The organism is Pseudomonas sp. RL_5y_Pfl2_73 (assembly GCF_963970515.1).
Taxonomy (GTDB): Bacteria; Pseudomonadota; Gammaproteobacteria; order Pseudomonadales; family Pseudomonadaceae; genus Aquipseudomonas.
The window spans coordinates 19,731-37,456 of sequence record NZ_CAXAPD010000023.1 but is presented as its reverse complement, the minus strand read 5'-3'; the positions used below and the strand labels follow the sequence as shown (position 1 = coordinate 37,456).

16 protein-coding genes are annotated in these 17,726 nt (G+C 59.9%); 4 read left to right on the top strand and 12 right to left on the bottom strand.

From position 1 onward, the window contains the following. Positions 1-216 precede the first annotated feature (216 nt). From AACY42_RS20820 to AACY42_RS20785, 8 genes are all read right to left on the bottom strand, one after another. Positions 217-1,275, bottom strand: a complete 1,059-nt coding sequence (locus AACY42_RS20820) for a Rieske 2Fe-2S domain-containing protein (protein WP_339482011.1) — start codon at positions 1,273-1,275, stop codon at positions 217-219. After that, positions 1,209-2,348, bottom strand: a complete 1,140-nt coding sequence (locus AACY42_RS20815; protein ID WP_339482010.1) for a hypothetical protein — start codon at positions 2,346-2,348, stop codon at positions 1,209-1,211. Before AACY42_RS20815 ends, AACY42_RS20820 begins: the two co-directional genes overlap by 67 nt. Continuing rightward, on the bottom strand, positions 2,345-3,499 hold the full coding sequence (locus tag AACY42_RS20810; protein ID WP_339482009.1) for an ATP-grasp domain-containing protein: 1,155 nt from the start codon (positions 3,497-3,499) through the stop codon (positions 2,345-2,347). Before AACY42_RS20810 ends, AACY42_RS20815 begins: the two co-directional genes overlap by 4 nt. Continuing rightward, entirely contained in the window at positions 3,487-4,845 is a 1,359-nt protein-coding gene (locus AACY42_RS20805; RefSeq protein ID WP_339482008.1) for a F390 synthetase-related protein, read from the bottom strand. The genes AACY42_RS20810 and AACY42_RS20805 overlap by 13 nt, the downstream gene beginning before the upstream one ends. After that, positions 4,835-5,689 carry an MBL fold metallo-hydrolase gene (locus AACY42_RS20800; RefSeq protein ID WP_339482007.1) on the bottom strand — a complete coding sequence of 285 codons (855 nt, stop codon included), beginning with the start codon at positions 5,687-5,689 and terminating at the stop codon, positions 4,835-4,837. Before AACY42_RS20800 ends, AACY42_RS20805 begins: the two co-directional genes overlap by 11 nt. Continuing rightward, complete coding sequence (locus AACY42_RS20795; RefSeq protein ID WP_339482006.1) at positions 5,686-6,693, bottom strand: NAD-dependent epimerase/dehydratase family protein; 1,008 nt, start codon at positions 6,691-6,693, stop codon at positions 5,686-5,688. Before AACY42_RS20795 ends, AACY42_RS20800 begins: the two co-directional genes overlap by 4 nt. Then, positions 6,693-7,583, bottom strand: a complete 891-nt coding sequence (locus AACY42_RS20790; RefSeq protein WP_339482004.1) for a 3-oxoacyl-[acyl-carrier-protein] synthase III C-terminal domain-containing protein — start codon at positions 7,581-7,583, stop codon at positions 6,693-6,695. The genes AACY42_RS20795 and AACY42_RS20790 overlap by 1 nt, the downstream gene beginning before the upstream one ends. Before the next feature lie 469 nt (positions 7,584-8,052). Beyond that, positions 8,053-8,571: a DUF1993 domain-containing protein gene (locus AACY42_RS20785; protein ID WP_339482003.1), complete on the bottom strand. Its 519-nt coding sequence runs from the start codon at positions 8,569-8,571 to the stop codon at positions 8,053-8,055. 412 nt (positions 8,572-8,983) lie between these two features. Here AACY42_RS20785 and AACY42_RS20780 point away from each other — a divergent pair, with 412 nt between their 5' ends. Next, on the top strand, positions 8,984-9,451 hold the full coding sequence (locus AACY42_RS20780) for a nitroreductase family protein (protein WP_339482002.1): 468 nt from the start codon (positions 8,984-8,986) through the stop codon (positions 9,449-9,451). Positions 9,452-9,504: 53 nt separating this feature from the next. On the opposite strand, the gene AACY42_RS20775 is transcribed toward AACY42_RS20780, so the two are convergent. From AACY42_RS20775 to AACY42_RS20760, 4 genes are all read right to left on the bottom strand, one after another. After that, positions 9,505-10,209, bottom strand: coding sequence for a phosphoribosyltransferase (locus AACY42_RS20775; RefSeq protein ID WP_339482000.1), 705 nt, complete (start codon positions 10,207-10,209; stop codon positions 9,505-9,507). Positions 10,210-10,373: 164 nt separating this feature from the next. Continuing rightward, complete coding sequence (locus tag AACY42_RS20770; protein ID WP_339481999.1) at positions 10,374-11,096, bottom strand: haloacid dehalogenase type II; 723 nt, start codon at positions 11,094-11,096, stop codon at positions 10,374-10,376. A 119-nt stretch (positions 11,097-11,215) separates the two neighbouring features. Continuing rightward, positions 11,216-12,664 carry an APC family permease gene (locus AACY42_RS20765; protein WP_339481998.1) on the bottom strand — a complete coding sequence of 483 codons (1,449 nt, stop codon included), beginning with the start codon at positions 12,662-12,664 and terminating at the stop codon, positions 11,216-11,218. 199 nt (positions 12,665-12,863) lie between these two features. Next, a complete protein-coding gene (locus tag AACY42_RS20760) occupies positions 12,864-13,826 on the bottom strand; it encodes a helix-turn-helix domain-containing protein (RefSeq protein ID WP_339481997.1) in 963 nt (320 codons plus the stop codon). Between the two features lie 215 nt (positions 13,827-14,041). On the opposite strand from AACY42_RS20760, the gene AACY42_RS20755 reads away from it, so the two are divergent. The 3 genes from AACY42_RS20755 (at position 14,042) to AACY42_RS20745 (ending at position 17,585) form a co-directional block, all read left to right on the top strand. Continuing rightward, positions 14,042-15,415, top strand: coding sequence for an aspartate aminotransferase family protein (locus AACY42_RS20755; protein WP_339481996.1), 1,374 nt, complete (start codon positions 14,042-14,044; stop codon positions 15,413-15,415). A gap of 44 nt (positions 15,416-15,459) precedes the next feature. After that, on the top strand, positions 15,460-16,914 hold the full coding sequence (locus tag AACY42_RS20750) for an aldehyde dehydrogenase family protein (RefSeq protein WP_339481995.1): 1,455 nt from the start codon (positions 15,460-15,462) through the stop codon (positions 16,912-16,914). Between the two features lie 107 nt (positions 16,915-17,021). After that, the gene (locus AACY42_RS20745; RefSeq protein WP_058545861.1) at positions 17,022-17,585 is read left to right on the top strand and encodes a cytochrome b; all 564 of its coding nucleotides are present in this window, start codon (positions 17,022-17,024) and stop codon (positions 17,583-17,585) included. Positions 17,586-17,726 lie beyond the last annotated feature (141 nt).

Genomic DNA, 17,726 nt, shown 5'->3' with positions numbered 1-17,726 from the left:
TCAAATCGGCGTTCTTGTTTCTGTGTTTCCCGGGATTCCGTGAAGAACCCTTTTTTATGGGTCGCGGTAGAGACGGCAGTTACCTGCCGCCCTCGCCCAGATAAACGACGTGTCAGTGAACGCGTGTCAAAGGACAAGGACGGCAAACGCGCCCCCGAAAGGCTTGTACCTCCAGCTGCGAGGGAAACAAGGATCGGTGGGTACTTCAGACCTTCCTTAGAGCCAGAAATCGAAATGGCGCTCTTCAAAACTTTGCGCCCTACCCTGTTTGAGCAACACACGAATGTCCGGTCCAAGCAGGTCCTGCGGACTATCCAACGGCCTGACTGGAGACGCCTCGAAGCGTCGAATGTTGGCACTAACTTGCTCCAGAATGTGACGGTCCTGACGTAGAATCACTCGAAAGAACCGACGCAATACACTGCGCTTAAGCGCAGCAGGAAGCCAGCCGTGTGCCGTCGCAATCCGAGCAAACAAGCGTACCTGATCACCACAAGGCGTCAGCCAAACACTGACTAGCAGATTGAGGCCATCGCGGTGATCGCGGTACTCGACTTCCAATAGGCCTGGCAAACGGAAGCGCCCCATACTGCTACCACGCTTACGTTCGAACAATTGCGAGATCAACCCAGACTGCTTTCCTTCCTCGCTGTATATCGCCTCAATGCCGTCGGTAAGTGGACGGACCCGAACACTGATCCTTTGTCGTTTTTTGTCACGTCGGATCCACCCTGCATGAACAAAGTGAGTATGAAACCCGTCAAGGAAATTCTCTGCAGCATCCTGCTGTGAACACCGTATCTGATCGGTGATCCAGAACGTGTCGAGTTGCTGGTTTACTGCGGGAGCAACGGGCGGCTGCGGCGGTTCCTCGACACCGAGACTGACCCACACCAAGCCATGGGCTTCGCAAATAGGCAGACTGTCGAGCAGCGGTTTGCTGCACCTCGTCAGATCCACGCCGGGTACTCGAGTGCAACGTCCATCAGCTGCGAAGCGCCAACCATGGTAAGGGCATTCGATACTCCCATCACGGACTTTACCTAAGCTCAATTGCGCGAAGCGATGCGGGCAGCGATCCGGCAATGCGGCGGGACGTCCTTTCTCGGCGCGGAACAGTACCAGCGGCATGTCATACACCTGGCATGCCAATGGGGCATTTCGCAGTTCGTGACTGAGTGCCACCGGCCACCACTGGGTCTTAGGATTCACAGTTTTAGCTTTCTCATCATAGGCACACCGATGCCGTGCAATAGACTGGCGAGCACGCCCCATACCAGTCGACGCCCCCAGGACAGATGAGCGACGTAGACCAGACTGTATTCAATGTGCGGCTGGCCGCCGCGCAACCGCTTGAACTCTGCGGCGCCGGAGCTGAAATTAAGCACTTGGCGGCGCTCGACGGCTTCTAGAAGACACAGATGCGTCAGTTGACGATACAACCCAACGCCTTGAGGGAGCGCAGTATCGTAGCCAACAATCGGAGCGCTAATGACTGCCTCATTGGCAAACCAGCCCAGCGCACCGTCAATACGCCCGTCAGGCCCACGCAAGACACGCAGTTCGAGCCAACCTTCACGTTGACCACGTTGAATCCATTTTGCGCTGTAGTGCGGGTTCAAGCGGCAGTACTTGTTCAGATAAAGAAGGTTGTAAAGGTGTTCAATGCGCTGATAATCGTCGTCGCTCAGCGCTGCGCCCGGAACCACTTCATACGGGCTTCGCCTCAATAGTGTGCTGTCCAGACGGGTGTTGTGGTGTTTGAGCAATGGCGCCCTTATCCCGGCGCGACCATCAAATACATAAACTTGCCGGCTCGGGATACTCAGGTAACCAAGGGCCTCCAAGCACCCGCGTAGTTCTCGATTACTGAAGTCATTAAGGGATCGGAAACCAATCCCATGGTCGGGGAATGTTCGCCGCAACAACGCCGTGATCGCCGGCAGTTCGGCAACGCTCCATTGCGCCGGGTAAAGATTGGTAGACAGCAGCCAGTTGTTCACCTGGACCAGTTTGTCGACTTTGGCTGCGCTGAGCAACCGATCAACAATTCGAGTCAGGAGCGTCAGTGGCCAAGTCAACCATGGCCGACCAAGGCGCTTTAGTTCTTCGCGAGCATAACCGCTGTAGGTAGTTTTGGGAGATACCACGTAGCAATTGTCGTCCGGCTCATTGCCGTCGGTGATGCTAACCGGAAACTGCTGCGTACCCGTGTCGAGCAGCGCCATACGGGCACGCACATTACCGATTGATCCCCCGCTAACGAAGGCCCGAACGTACTGCTTGGCGAAGCTATCATCCAGGTTGGGAGGCTCACTGAGCAACTGTTCCTCAAACAACATTTTCATCCTGCTTGCTCTCCCAACGGTTCGCCGTTCCACTCGATGTCCGCAGTGGACGCAGCCAGCAAGCCGCAGCGTCGGGACGCGGCCCTGGAGATGATTTCTGCGAGGCTCAAGACCTGCGCGGTCAACGGCCAGGCGTCACCTTTCTGGACGATCACCTCCCGTGCCGCAGCGTAATCACGCCAGAATGGCATGCTCAAGACGCGCTGCGGTGCCGCTAGTAGCAGCATCGCCAGTGCAATCATTCGTGGTTCTGCTGTAGGTTCCAGCACGCGCTCGGGTGGATCGCTCAAGCAGCTCACCAGGAACTGCCGCTGGGTGTCGAACAGGTGTATGCCGCTGGTGGTTCGAGGGTTGCACTCCAGCACATGGAAACGTCCGTCGCGGTCCTCAATAAAGTCGAAACCCACTTGGCCGGTGTAGCCTGTTTCGCTGCCAAATTGCTCAACGAACTGGCGCACGGGCTCCGGAGCGCTCGGCTGGAAGTAGATCCCCGAGCCACGGCCCGCCCGATAGCGAGGGTGATAGCAGCTGTGGGCGCGCAGGATGCCGTCGATCAGCACACTGAAACTGCAAAACTCCCGTCCCTCGATAAACCTTTGCGCTACCCACGGTGCGGCATGGGTGGGCTGGACCTTGCGCAACAGTTTTGTGGACGGGCGAATCAAGGCTTGTGAGGCGAAGCGCGAGTACGCAGGTTTTAGCACCCACTGTGCGGCGTCGTTCTCAAAGGGGAGCAATGCCTGATGATCCATCAGCAAATGGGTTTCGGGCGCGTTCAATGCCCAGTTCTGGGTCATTGCCGCGAAATAGCCTTTGTGATGCAAGCGGTGCAGAAGCTCAAAGTCGGCGGTCATTATCCGGCACAAAGGAGCGAGTCGTTCGAGGCCATGCGCCAAGTAAAACACTTCCTCGCAGGTCGGTAGCAGTAGGTCGATGCGCTGTGTCTCGATCACTGTCGCAAGCGCTTCGATCCAGGCCTCTGGGTCCTGCCGTGGTTCCGGCAAGCGCACAAAGTGCTGCACCGAACGACTGAAACGACTGAGCGGATAGCTCAGCGAATCGCCTACGCTGACGCGCCATCCGGACTCATCAAATGCTCGGGCCCACTCCAGACAGGCCGGCGCGCGGGCGCCGAGAATCAATACCTGCATGGCAAACCCTCGGGCAGTTGTAGGAGTTTTAGGCGTCGACGTTTAACGTGAATGGGCGGCGCTTGCCAATGACCGAAAGTCAGCATCGGTGATTGCAGGCCCTGCTGGGCACACAGTGCGTGGATACTGGCACTAACGGCTAGGCACAGGTCCGCATGGTTGTCGGCGGTTAGTAGGTTTATCTGCCAGTGCAAACCTATCTGACAGATTTCATATTCCTGCAACGTGGCGCCGAGCATCAGTAACGTGCGCCTCAGCACGTCGGGATATAGCGCCAGCAGCTGAAGTCCGGCCAGGTCGGGCAGCCAAAGAATTTCATCAGCACGGCCTTCGACGGCGGCTATGGCCCGTTCGGCTCGCCCACAGGCGCAAGGCGTCTCGGCAACCCGCAAAATGTCGTTGAGACGGTAGCGTACGATCATCTGTGTGCGCCGGGAAAAGTCGGTGATGATCGGTTGAAACCTGGTGCGCTCGGCGTCCAGCCAATCCACCTCGATATGCAGATGGCTTTCGTTCAGGTGCAAAGTACCTTGCTCACAGGTGTAGCCAAGGAAGCCTTCGCTGGCCTGATAAATCTGCTGTGGTGCGACGCCAAACGCCGCTTGGACTACATCAGCGTCGGTGCTTTCAAGCACTTCGGCCACCGACAGAATATGCGTGGGGCGAACTGTCAGACGCCCGGCCAGCGCGGCTTCGGCGAGGCCACGCAGGACGGTGGCCGGCGCTACCAGCACATCGGGATTCTGTGTGTTGAGATGCTCAAGCGACGCTTCCAGCCCAAGAGTCAGGTCGTGAAATCGGAAGTCGACCCGGCGACTGGCCAAGGTGGTATAGAGGCGGCTGTTGGCGCGCAGGAAAAATGCGACCCGCAACGGCGCGCGCCAAGGGCACAGCAAGCGTGGCAGCAGGTGGCGAGGCAGCGTTCGTGCCAGCAGAATGCCGGCCCAGCACTGGCGCTCCAGCGCACTGACCAGAAAGACGCCTTGATTACCCGAGGTTCCGCTCGACAACCCTACGGTGATGTCGCCCAGCGTCGGGTTGAAGTCGCGAGAATCTTCCGCCTGACGCGCGATCGGCAACACCTGCTCCAAGCTCAGGCCACGGGTGTTGAACCCGCCGAAGTCGCCCATCAAGGTGGCTTTGTCCATCAACGGCAGGTCAGCTAGTTCGGTAACGGTCAGGTCTTTAAAGCGCCGGCTCTTGGGTAAAACGTGCTGCAGGAAGTGCCTCAACTGCCTGGCCTGCCACGCTTCCAGTTGGTCTCGCCGGGTGAACTGCAGCCGATGGCGGCTATGGATAAAACTCAACGCGCTGCGCAATGTACCGATCAATCCGTCACTGCTCATCGGTGTACGCCTTCCAGGCCTGGGAGCAATGAGATGGCAACACCATCACCTCGGGCTCACGACGGATCAACGTGCCCAAGTCGCTATAGGTCTGGCGATAGTGTTTGGCGTCGTGGCTGGCAAACCAAAGCGCGGGCGCGGCAGGCAGACGCCCCGCGCGGCAGGCGGGCACTGACCAGCAAGCGTCCGCCACCAGAAACACCGGATGCCCCTGCGCATCTGGGATAAACAGGCCGAGTTGGCCTTCACTGTGCCCTGACAGCGGCACTGCGATCAAACTGCCGTCGCCGAGCAAGTCGAAGCCTTGACTGAAAGGCGCCATCCACCCTGGTAGCGCCGCACTTTTGCAGTGGTCGGCAAGAGTAAGGCGGGCGCTGAAATCTTCAGGCAACAGCGCCGGTAGATGACCGCCGAATGTGGCGCGCCATCGATGGCCGCGCAGGCGCTCGATATGTTGGCGACCGGCGTCAAGGGCGATGAACGTAGCCTGGGGGAAGTCGCGAAGTCCAGCGATGTGATCGCCGTGAAAGTGCGAAATGATCACGGTGCTGATGTCATGTGCGCCGATACCGAAGGTTTTCAATTGGGCGAGCAGTTGCTCCTGCGCCGGCAGTTGCACCGGCACCGCGCTGCGATAGAGGCGTTCGGGTAGCGTTTGTGTTGCCTTGAAAAAGTGTTCGGCGTAGCCCGTGTCGTACAGGATCCACCCTGCATCGGGATGGCGAATCAGCCCGCACAGCGCCGGAAAACGTACCGGTGCCCACCGCCCGCCACGATCGGCCATGCATTCCAAGTGCCGGCACCAACCGGCCCGCAATACGTTGAGGCTGACCGTACGGCTCATGCTTGTGCGCCTTGTTGGGCGAGCCACCACTGCGCGTGCTGGCGAATGCCTTCGTCCTGAGTGATCACAGGGCAATATCCCAACTCCGTACGAATGGCGCTGAGGTCCAGGGTCTGGCTGAATGCGAGCACACCCACGCCATAGCGTGTAAGCAGCGGCTCGCCATCGCTGCGCAGATGGGCGTTGAGTTCCATCACTCGCGCAACCGCATCCACTAGCCGCCACGGCAACCGCCGGGTGCGCAGGTTCAAGCGAAATTGCTCGGCGACGCAGCACAGCAACTCTTCGAAGGCCACCGGCGTGCCGTTACTGACGTTGTAGGTGCAAACGGCTCGCGGCAGCGGTCGCGTCAGGCTCAACTTCACCGCGTGCACCAGATTGTCGATGCAGGTGAGGTCCAGCTGCGACCGGCCGCCGCGCATCAACGGGATCGGTCCACGCCGCATGACACGCAGTAGGCGTGGCATCAGCGTCCCATCCCACGGACCAAACACCGCTCGGGGGCGCAGGATCACTGCTTCGGCGAGCCCGGCGGCGTGCACCCGAGTTTCGGCCAACGCCTTGCTGCGGGCGTACTCGTTGACGGGGGCTGGCAGTGGTTCGTCTTCGCGGATGCGGAGGCGGTCACGGAAGGCGAAATACAGGCTGGGGGTCGACAAGTGTACCAAGCGATTCACCGTGTTGACGCGACAAGCCTGGAGCACTTCGTCGGTGGAGTCCAGGTTGGCACGGGCAAACGCCTGCGGCGTACCCCATGGTGAGGATAGCGCCGCGCAATGGACAATAGCGGCACAACCTCGCGAGGCGTCGATCAGCGAAGTGGTGGCCGCAGGTGTTCCGTGCTCTAAAGGAAGCCAGCGCACGGGCGCCGGGCTGTGACGAATAACTGCGGCTGCCGCCACGGCGTTGCGGCCGCTGAACTGCACCTCGCAGCCTTCGGCGGCCAGTTTCCAGACAATGTGTCGGCCAATGAATCCGGTGCCGCCAGTAACTAAAATCTTCATCAGTACTCCAGGATCACACCGCCAAGCGACAAGCCCGCGCCGGAGCCAATCACCATCAGCCGTTGCCCGCGCTGAATACGCTGGTCGCGGATGGCGATGTCCAGTGCAGTGGGCAACGAAGCGGCGACCTGATTGCCGTGCAGAGCAAAGATATCGATAATATTTTTCGGGCCGAAACCCAGTCGCTTGGCCGCATGTTGCATCGCTTGTTGGCTGGCCTGGTGAGGGATAACCCAGTCGATCTGCGCTTGAGTCAACCCAGCCTGGCCCAGCAATTCATCTACCAGTGCGGGCAGGTGCTTGGCCGCAAGCCGGAACACGCTTTTACCGTGCATTGAAAAGCTGGTCAGCGGCTCGAATGGGACATCGATCCGGCGAGGATGAAAGCGTGAGCCTCCAGCAGGAATCTGGCATAAATGCGCGCCTTCGGAAAATGTCCTGAGGCAGGAGGCCATGATCTTTGACCCACCATCGCTGACGCCCAGCACCACGGCTGCAGCACCGTCGCCAAAAATCCCGCAAACCTCCACATGCTGCCAGTCCAGCCCGCACGAAGCGATATCCGAACAGACCAATAGGATGCGCTGGTAGCGCCCGGCAATCAGCGGCCACGATAGCGTGTCGAAGGCGGCGATGAAACCCAGGCAGCTCGCGTTTATATCCATGGCTGGAATGCCGGACTGACCCAATCCTAATTCACGGTGTAGCAAGGCGGCATTGCAGGGCAACCCCTGGTCCATCGTACCGCTGGCGCAAACAATCAAATCGATCTGTTCCAGCGTGAGAGCGGCGGCGCGCAGGGCGCGGCGCGCCGCAACGGCACCAAGGCTGGCAGCGGTTTCGGTGGTACTGGCAACATGTCGTTGAACGACGCCGCTGATGCGCGCCACGCTGCCCGCGATCAGCCCCAGCTCAGCGTCAAGCTCGGCACTGGTGACAATCCGCTCAGGTAGCGCATGCCCAGAACCCAAAATCGCCACGGGGCGGGAAGCAAACGGTGAGTTTTGTGAAGTTTGCATTCAAATTCCATTGGGAACGATTAATCATCAGACGATGAATCTTTAAAGGGGCGGTTGCAGGAGCTGAGTGCAACACGGTTATTGAATTGACGCGGGAGCATCATGCCGCATAGCCATGGCTTCCTGCATCACCTTGGCCATCACTTCGATTGGGTATTTGAAGTCGAAGCGCTTACGTGGGCGACTGACGGATCAAACCGTTGATGTTCTCGTTGCAGCAGCCGCGCATCGGCCGGAATTCCGGCAGCCCCCCCCAGCGCACGAAGACAACTTGATGTTGCAAACCCAGGCCGTCGCCTGTTGCGGGCCTGGGCCATTCGCCAAACTTCAAGCGCAGAAGCTACGGTCGCAGGTAGGCAAACATGTGCTGTACATAATCGGCTTTCCCGAGAGGTACACCATTATGACGCAAGATGTTGTATGCCGTGACCAGGTGAAAGTAGAACTGTGGAGCAGCCCAGTTCACAGCGTATTCACTGCCGGTCATATCGAAGACTATGCCATTAGGTAACTCTATAGTGATTTTTCGCTCAGCCCCTTCCTCTATTTGAGCCCGGTCCGACGAATCAAGAACTGCCAAAGTACGTTCGATTTGTACCTTCGCTGCCGCCAAGTTTTCGGGAGGAGTGAGTGATCGCACCGGCTGTTGTGTAAGTCGCTGAACCGCCTCCTGCGCTTGCGTGCAAGCGTACTGAATTTGTCGGGCTAGATCATGCATGTCCGGTGCTAGTCGAGATCCAAGCAGAATTTGCGGGTCGTAACCGCGCTCTAGAGCAGAGGCCTCGCCCTTAGATAAAAGAGACGATAACGCTCGCAGCATTTGCGCGAAACAAGGGATGGTAACGGAGTAAACCGACATATCTTTTCCCTGAGTAGTCATTCAATACGAGCCAAAAGGATCGGTCTTTCTCCCGATCAGCTGGCTGAATCCTAGCAGACCGTTGAACGTCTTCCGCCAACACCCCGCAGCCCCTACCCCGCCTCTATTACCTCAGCACTCCCCTCCGCGCCCAACGGCAACCAGCAGGTGGTCCGAGTGCTGAGGAATACACGCAACCCACATCTAGGTTTCGCCATAAACCATGGCCATCAGACAGAGCCAAGCAATTTTCCATGGGTTGCGGCTTAAAACTTCGCTGGCCACCGCGCAGATGTACCCGCGAATCGGCCGGGATGAGCCCATCCGCGCTCCACGCTTCAACCCTGGCGAGTGCACGTTGTAACCGGTGATGCCAGGGAGCGTCTGTCTATGGCTATCGGCGCTATAGACAATGACCCACAGCTCAGCAGCGACATGCAGGATGCCTACTTCTACTACCCGAACGAATGGGTCACGCCTTATATCGAGCGCAGGCGCAAGGTGGGTTGGGACCTCTATGGGCTGCTTGGCATCGCCAAGGGGGAAAAGCAACGTATGCACCAACAGCACGGGCGCAATGACCGTTTCTTCGACGCACTTGTGGGCTTGCTGTTCACCGTGGACAAGGTGTTGGATGGACGATGGCATGTTTTTGCAAAGCGTCATGCTGGCAGCACGCGGGCGAGGTTTGCACACTTGCCCGCAGGCCGCATTCCTGAAAGACCACAATGTCATCTCAGAAATATTGAACATCCCCGCCGATCAGATGCTGGCGTGTGGCATGAGCCTTGGTTACGCCGACCCCACGGCCATTGAAAACACGTTGGTTACCGCACGAGAGCCTGTCAGCGCCTTCGCCGTTTTTCATCACAATAAATAAGGAAGCCGGCCGATAACGCCATGCCCGCCACGTTGATGGATCGAGATTGAGCTTCACGCATCAAGACGCTCCGCCCTGCCACCGCCCGCCGCTTCCCGCTGCCAGGCCTGGTGCATGAGATCGACAACTTCTTCGTCCGACGTCTGGGAAAAATTCAAATACCAATAACCGATCGACATCATCCACTCGGGAACGAGCGGGCAAATCACTTCATTCACTTCGCTGCGCAACGCCTCGACCGTTTCCAGCGGACCAACCGGCACCGCGACAACGATGCGCGCCGGGGACTGCACGCGTACCGCATGGACCGCTGCCATCATGGAGGAACCGGTTGCCAGGCCGTCGTCGACCAGGATCACGACCTGGTCCTTGAGTTGCGACGGCGGGCGATTTCCCCGATAGACCTGTTCGCGCCGGGACAATTCCTGCGTTTCCCGCGCAACCACGGCCTCGAAACTGGCACGGTCGATCGGGTGCACCCGCAACGCGTCGTCATTGAGGATTTGTATGCCACCGCTGGCAATGGCGCCCATGGCAAACTCCGGGTGCGACGGGATGCCGAGCTTGCGCACCAGCATCAGGTCCAGGCGGACGTCCAGCGCCGTCGCGACTTCATAAGCCACCGGGACGCCGCCACGGGGCAAGGCGAGGATGATGACGTCAGTTCTGTTGGCGTATTTGAGCAAGGGCTCGACCAAGCGCCGACCGGCCTCCGTGCGGTTCGGCAACGTGGTTTGCAATGAGGGGCTCTGAATCATGGGGAACCTCCTGAGGCAATGATGTTATCGACGATCCTGGCCGCGACTGATGGCTAGTACGTTGCGGCGGGCCGCCGGCGTAGCGCTGCAACGGACACCTGCGCTGCAGATTCACCATCCTCTGTCAGGGCAACCTTGGCGTTGATATATATCAAGGACCTTCGTCAGCCAGCCATCACCTGGAGCTTGTCATCAAGGTCGATGAAATCGTCGGCCTGCCAATCCCAATCCTGAGCGTCGGCGGCATCGGGAGCCGGTGCTCCACCGTATTCCATGGGCCGGTCGATATAGGCGGTCAACAGGCCGCAATCCCTGGCCGCCGCAAGATCGCGGTGGTGGCAAGCCACCAGGCAGAGTTCATCGGGCTTCAGGTCCAATGCCCTTGCCGTGGACAGGTACGCGGCAGGATCCGGTTTATAGGTTTGCGCCAATTCCGCCCCCAGCAGCGCGTCCCACTGCAAGCCGTTGTAGCGGTTCATGGCAATCATCAAGGCCACATTGGCATTGGACAAGGTCACCACCGCAAAGCGTCGACGCAACAGGGCCAGTCCCTCGGCCACGTCAGGCCAAGGGTCCAGGCGGCGCCAGGCATGAGCAAGCGCGTGCAATACCTCGGGGGTAACCTGATCGACTTCCAGGCCGTAAGTCGTCAACAACTGGAGCAGTGTCTCGTAGTGCAATGTGTCCAGGACCACGAAGCCTCCATGCCCCTTGATGCACTCGCGCAGCGCTGGCGCATACAACCGGCGCCATTGCATTGCAAATTCTGTGGGGCTGACAGCGGGCAAGTAGGTCGACACCAATGGACTCGCCTCACGTGCGATGCCTGAATGCCAATCAACCACGGTGCCGAACACGTCGAATGCCAACGCTCGTGGAAGCGTCATCGCAAGACTCCTCTGGTATTAGGTCCGGCCTGGCACACCGGCCGCCGAGGCACTGTAACGCGGGAACTCAAAGAGCTTAGCCTTATCCTTTTCAAGCGCCATCGATACTGCGCAAGTTCCTATAGCTTGTGACTGCCCAACACCTGATACCGTTGCGGCGCTACCTTGCGCAGTCGCGCCGCGAGGAACACGCCAGCCAGCAGGGCTGCGGGAATGATGGCGCAGAGCCCGTATGACAGAGCCTTGCTCGCGCCCGTTAGCACATCGAAATGCACCACCGCGATAAACAGGACCACCAATAGCGCAAGACAAGAAAACCCCGGAAAAATCCGCCCGCGCCAGATCCCCAGCTTGAGCTCGGGGTGGCGCTGGGCAAAGGCCCATACCGCCGCGGACGTGAGCGCCATCAGCAAAATCACACAAAGCGTCGCCAGGTTGGACAGCCAGGCGAACAGCTGCAGGATCGGATCGGCATCCATCGCGGCGAAAATCAGCACGACCACGGCGGAGATCAAGCTCTGCAACGCCGAGCCCATGTGCGGGCTCTGATGGACGCGATGGGTGGTCCCCAACCGGCTGGGCAGCAAGCCGTCACGCCCGATGGCGAAGAAATAACGAGCCGCGGCATTGTGGAAGGCCAACAGCCCGGCGTAGATGCTGACCATAAACAGCACGCGGATGACCTGGGTCAGGTGCGGGCCGACAAAGTGATCGGACATGCCATAGATAAAGGTCGTCGGGTCCTGCAAGGCTTGAAGCGTGGAGACGATTTTGTCCGCCCCTACGCCAATCACCATCGACCAGACCGACAGCGCGTAGAACCCACCGATCAGCAAGACCGAACAGTAGGTGGCAATCGGGATCGTACGTTGCGGGTTCTTGGCCTCTTCGCCGTAAATCGTGGTGGCCTCGAAGCCGATGAACGCGGCGAAACAGAACAGCAAGCCAATCGACGGTGTGCCGCTGAACACGTGGCGGCCCTCAAACGCGTCGAGATTGATGCCACTGTCGCCGCCGGTGCTGAGAATGGCGAAATCCAGGAGCAGGATTGCCAGGTATTCGGCGATCACAATGACCGACAACACCCGGGCCGACAGATCGATCTTGCGATAGCCGAGAATCGCAACGCTGGCCATCGCCATCAGTGAGTACGACCACCAGGGTAATACCAGGCCGAACACGCTTTGCATCGTGCCGCTGACCACCCCACCGAACATGCCATACAGGCCGACCTGGAGGATGTTGTAGGCAAACATCGCCAGCACCCCCGCCGCCCCACCGGCCAGGCTACCCAGGCCGCGCGAGGTGAACGCATAGAAACCGCCCGCGTTGGTGACGTGCCGGGACATGGTCGTGTAGCCGACCGAGAACGCCAATAACACCAGCAAGGCCAGGATCAGCAACGCCGGTGTGCCGGCACCGTTGCCCAGCATGATGCCAATGGGAAAGCCGCCGGCGATGACACTCAAGGGGCTGGCCGCCGAAACCACGAAGAAGATGATGAAGCCGACACCCAGGGCCCCACGCTTGAGCTCCGTGGAGCTGTTGACCGGGAGAAGTACACTCATGTTTTCTTGACCTTATTGTATGAGGCAGGCGCTGTAGGATCGATGCAGTCAACCGCTCACCGTCACCGAGTAGCGTTATTGTTCTTGTCGCACGCTGGATTCGATCCTATGCCTCTCCCTGAACACCCCACTATCCCAAATCGGTAACCAGAGACCGCTTCTCAAAAAAAACAGATGACCGTTATCCGTCCGCCAGTATTCAGGCAGAGGCGCGGTCGTTGATGGCCGCACGGGCAGTATGGGAAGGCAGCTCGGCGAACAGTTGCTGATACTCCGCTGCAAAATGGCTGAGGTGATAGAAACCCCATTGGGCAGCGACATCGCCGATCGAGAGATGCGACGCCTGGGTGGACATCAAGGTCCGGCGTACACCGTTAAGCCGCACGGAGCGCAAGTAATTGAGTGGGGTTGTCTCGGCAACCGAGCGGAAGCTGTTCTGCACGGTACGTCGACTCACCTGGAGTCGCTGGCACAACTCGTCCACGCTGGGCACGTTGTTCAGCTCCGCGGTCGCCAGGCGATGGCACTTCTCGACAATGAAGCTGCGTGTGGAGCTTGGCGAACGCTGCTGCTTGTCGCAGGCCGGATCGGTCATGAGTTGCAGCAGCTCGTCGAGCATGGCCTGTTCCAGCTCCTGATCTTGCGCATTGTCGAGTTCTTCGTTCGAGAGCGCCTGGGAGAATGCCACCAGCATCCGACGTCGAGCGTCAGCGTAGCGTTGCGTGGGGAGTCTGATTACGGGTTGGCGGAGTAACTGGCTGATTTCCTTGGCCGACGCGGTTTGTGCCAACGCCTGTTCGAACAATTCACGTTCGAAGGTAATGGCCAGCAGCTCCATGCCCATCGGCATGTGGAACATGAACTCCTCGCCGCCATGAAGAAAGAACAGGCTGCTCTCGTCCACCTCCCGACCCTGCATCCGGATCGAACCCGGGACGGTGATGGGCACGGCAAAGCACATCTTGCCTCGGGGGGCGACGCCATGCTGCACCACGCGTTGGTTGATCTGCTCGCGGAATACGTGGCAACGCCCCGTCGTCAACTGTATGAGCGAACTCTCGGCCGTACCAGCGGTTAACTGGTTGTAGTCCTGGCTCCACTCCTGGACGGTGGCGGCGTGGACATGGATGTCACGAAAATGGCTGATGTTCTGATTTTTCATGATGACGAAAGCCTCGGCGAATATTCTTGTTTTTAGAATGCCTTGTTGCGCGATATTCTCACATTAAGAGAATTCTGCAAATTCTCTTTGAGTCATGTCAGTCCGTGGGTGCTCACGCTCTAGGCGGCCCGCCCAATGTGCCGATTCGGGCTACCGGCCAGGAACGGCCCGCGAGGATGATCGGGACACTGAAACCGACATCCTGAGAGACCGTCATGAGTGAAGCCAAACTAGAATCCCTCCATTTCGCCGATGCCCCGCGGATTACCACCGCCATTCCTGGCCCCAAGACCACCGAGGCCCTGGCATTGTCGGCGCGTACCGAGTCGATGGCTCGCGGCGGCGCACGCATGCCCGTGGCCATGGACCGGGCCTTCGGCGCGACCTTCAAAGACGCCGATGGCAACACCTATATCGACCTGTCCGCTGGCGTGGGCGTCAGCAGCGTAGGCCGCTGCCATCCGAAGGTGGTGCAGGCCATTCGCGAGCAATCCGAGGTGCTGATGCATGCGTTGGAAGTCAACAGCACCCGTCGCACCGAACTGGCCGCCAAGCTCTGCGAAATCGCACCCGACGGCTTGCGCGGCGACTGCATCACCTTCTTCACGCAAAGCGGCAGCGATGCGCTGGAGGCGGCCATCAAGTTCGCCAAGCGCGTCACCGGGCGGCATCAGATCATCGCCTTCCACGGCGGCTACCACGGCGTGTGGAACGCCTCCGGGGCGCTCACCACAGGCACGGCCTACCGCAAGGGCTACGGCGCCCAGATGGGCGGGGTCATTCATGCGCCCTACCCGTATGCCTACCGTTTCCCCTTCGACACCACACACAAAAGCGCCGAGCAGATTGCCGGCGACTACGTGGATTACCTGCTGAACACCCCCTACACCGCCGCCGATGACGTGGCCGCCGTGATCGTGGAACCCGTGCAGGGCGAAGGCGGTTACGTGCCCCCCTCGCCGGAGTTTCTGCAACTGTTGCGCAAAGCCTGTGATCGTAGCGGCGCGCTGCTGATCGTCGATGAAGTGCAGTCCGGCGCGGGACGTACCGGCAAGATGTGGGCGGTCGAGCATTCGGGCGTGAAGCCCGACATGCTCACCTTCGGCAAGGGCATCGGCAGCGACTTGCCGATGGCGGGCCTGATCATGCGTTCGGACCTGGCAGCCGCGATTCCTGACGGATCAATGCCCAACACCTTCGCCGCCAACTCGTTGTCCGCGGCGGTGGCGCTGACCAACATCAGCATCCTTCAGGACCCGGAGCTCGATCTGCTCAACCGCGCTCATACGCTGGGGCTCCAAGCGCAGGAACGTATCCGTGGCTTCGACAGCCCATTGGTCGGTGAAGTCCGCGGTCGCGGCCTGATGATCGGGATCGAGCTGGTCGAAGACCCGGTCACCAAGGCGCCACTGGCACCGGACAAGATCGGCCAACTCATGGGCTACCTGTTGAACCACGGGGTGCTGATGATTCCCTGCGGTCGCTACAGCAACGTGATGCGGGTCATGCCCTCGCTGACGATTTCGCGCGCGCTGTTCTTCAAGGCCCTGGACATCTTTGGCGACGCCCTGGCCTCCCTCAAGGGATGAGGTGTGTATCCCCCGACGACTCCATATCACTCAGGGACTGCAAAATGACTCAACACCTGAAACACTTCATCGAAGGCGCGTCCTTCGAGGCCTCCGACGGCCGTCGCATCACACTGGTCGACCCCGTGACAGAACAGATCTACGGCAGCTCCGCGCGCGGCACGGCCGAGGACGTGGACCGCGCCGTAGCAGCGGCACTCACCCAACTTGAGCGTGGCGCCTGGAGCCAGCTCGACGGCGCCCAGCGTGGCCGGCTGTTGTCGAAGCTTTCGGACCTGGTGGAGCGCGACACCGACGTGCTGGCTGATCTGGACGCTAATGCCATTGGTCGCTCACCGGTCGAGCCGCGTCGGCTGGACGTACCCAACGCCATCGCCAACCTGCGCGCCGCTGCCGGCTGGGCCAACCAACTGGAAGGTCGCACCATTCCTACCGGCGGCTACTTCGGCACCAAGGCCCTCTCGTACACGGTCCGGGAGCCGGTGGGCGTGGTCGGCGCCATCGTTCCCTGGAACTCGCCACTGATGATCACAGTCTGGAAGCTCGCGGCTTTGCTGGCCGCCGGCTGTACGGTGGTCATCAAGCCTTCGGAAGAAACGCCGCAGTCGGCCCTGCACCTGGCGGCGCTGGCTCTGGAAGCGGGCTTCCCCGACGGGGTGATCAACGTGGTCACCGGCTACGGCAACGAGGTGGGACGCGCCCTGTGCGAGCACCCGCACGTCGCCAAGATCAGCTTCACCGGCAGCCCCGAGGCCGGACGCGAAATCCAGCGCACCGCCGGCGTACTTTTCAAGCACGTGGCCTTGGAGCTGGGCGGCAAGAGCCCGCAGATTGTCTTCGACGACGCTTCGTTCGAGGACGCGTTGTTCGGCTGCTCACTGGGCCTGTTCGCCAACCAGGGGCAGGTCTGCGCGGCGGGCTCGCGCATCCTGGTCCAACGCAACATCGCAGATCGCTTCGCCGCGGCGCTTGCCGACGCCGCGCGAGCCGTCAAGGTCGGCGATCCTCGCCAACCCGACGTACAGATGGGACCGGTGGCCAAGAAAGCGCAATTGGATCGCGTCAACCGCTACATCCAATTGGGCATCGACCAAGGTGCCACCCTGTTGGCCGGCGGTGTGTCGAACCCTGAGCGGGGCTGGTTCGTCCAGCCGACGATCTTCGCCAATACCCGCAATGACATGGCGATCGCCCAGGACGAGATCTTCGGCCCCGTCGGCACGGTGATCACGTTCGACAGCGAAGATGAGGCGGTCGCACTGGCCAACGATTCCACCTACGGCCTGGCGGCCACGGTCTGGACCAGCGACCTGGTGCGGGCGCACCGCGTGGCGGCGGCGGTCAAGGCCGGTGCCGTGGGCATCAACTGCTGGAGTCCGCTGGACGCCAACCTGCCCTGGGGCGGCGTCAAGGCCAGCGGCGTTGGCCGTGAAGGCGGATTTAGCGGCGCACTGGCCTATACCGAGGAGAAAGTCATCACCGTACTACTACCTAGCTGAGAACAAAAAACCGCACTGGCCGGACCACCCTCCAAGCCCCTGTGTCGTGGAGGGTGGTCGTTAAAACGTGCATTTGCGATGCCTTGATGATCGATGGAGAGACCGCGATGAATCCGGTAAATCAAACAATAATTGATCGGTATCCGACGTCCCTGCGGATGTTGCACTGGGTGCGCGCCGTGCTCATCGCCGGCCTCCTCTGGGCAGGCTGGCACATGACTGGGCTCGATGATGAAGTGGCGAGCAAATATGAACTCTATTACCCGTGGCACAAATCCTTCGGGGTACTGGCGTTTCTGCTGGCCCTGATTCAGATCACCCTGCGCGTGCGCACCCCCAGGCTGCCGCAACCGCCGCAGACGCTGGCGCGGTATGAGCGAGTTTCCTCAAGGCTTGCGCACCGCACCTTGTATGCACTTCTGGTGATCGTGCCGTTGATGGGCTATTCGATGTCGAGCACCTATACGATGAGTGACGGGGTGTTCTTTTTCGGGATAAACCTTCCGGAACTCCTTGGGAAAAATGACGACTGGTTCGTTGTCTTCCAATGGCTGCATAAGGTGCTCGCCTACACCCTGCTCGGTCTGATCCTGGTGCATATTGCCGGCGCCCTCAAGCACCGGTTCTTTGACCGGGACCCTCGAAGCGATGTTTTGCGCCGTATGCTGTGACGCTGACTTGACGAGGCATTGGCGCAAGGTGCCAATGCCTCGGGGCACAATATGAGCGTGATGCAAGTATTATCGACAGGTGCTTAAGCTATTCGTTACCGCGGCAACGGATATATACCCTGCCGAAAATCCACTCATGAA

Coding starts and splice junctions, on each gene's coding strand:
- AACY42_RS20810 (WP_339482009.1), bottom strand. CDS start 3,499: ATGCAGGTATTGATTCTCGGCGCCCGCGCGCCGGCCTGTCTGGAGTGG.
- AACY42_RS20800 (WP_339482007.1), bottom strand. CDS start 5,689: ATGAGCCGTACGGTCAGCCTCAACGTATTGCGGGCCGGTTGGTGCCGG.
- AACY42_RS20775 (WP_339482000.1), bottom strand. CDS start 10,209: ATGATTCAGAGCCCCTCATTGCAAACCACGTTGCCGAACCGCACGGAG.
- AACY42_RS20760 (WP_339481997.1), bottom strand. CDS start 13,826: ATGAAAAATCAGAACATCAGCCATTTTCGTGACATCCATGTCCACGCC.
- AACY42_RS20805 (WP_339482008.1), bottom strand. CDS start 4,845: ATGAGCAGTGACGGATTGATCGGTACATTGCGCAGCGCGTTGAGTTTT.
- AACY42_RS20750 (WP_339481995.1), top strand. CDS start 15,460: ATGACTCAACACCTGAAACACTTCATCGAAGGCGCGTCCTTCGAGGCC.
- AACY42_RS20770 (WP_339481999.1), bottom strand. CDS start 11,096: ATGACGCTTCCACGAGCGTTGGCATTCGACGTGTTCGGCACCGTGGTT.
- AACY42_RS20765 (WP_339481998.1), bottom strand. CDS start 12,664: ATGAGTGTACTTCTCCCGGTCAACAGCTCCACGGAGCTCAAGCGTGGG.
- AACY42_RS20820 (WP_339482011.1), bottom strand. CDS start 1,275: ATGGGGCGTGCTCGCCAGTCTATTGCACGGCATCGGTGTGCCTATGAT.
- AACY42_RS20755 (WP_339481996.1), top strand. CDS start 14,042: ATGAGTGAAGCCAAACTAGAATCCCTCCATTTCGCCGATGCCCCGCGG.
- AACY42_RS20795 (WP_339482006.1), bottom strand. CDS start 6,693: ATGAAGATTTTAGTTACTGGCGGCACCGGATTCATTGGCCGACACATT.
- AACY42_RS20785 (WP_339482003.1), bottom strand. CDS start 8,571: ATGTCGGTTTACTCCGTTACCATCCCTTGTTTCGCGCAAATGCTGCGA.
- AACY42_RS20780 (WP_339482002.1), top strand. CDS start 8,984: ATGACCCACAGCTCAGCAGCGACATGCAGGATGCCTACTTCTACTACC.
- AACY42_RS20815 (WP_339482010.1), bottom strand. CDS start 2,348: ATGAAAATGTTGTTTGAGGAACAGTTGCTCAGTGAGCCTCCCAACCTG.
- AACY42_RS20745 (WP_058545861.1), top strand. CDS start 17,022: ATGAATCCGGTAAATCAAACAATAATTGATCGGTATCCGACGTCCCTG.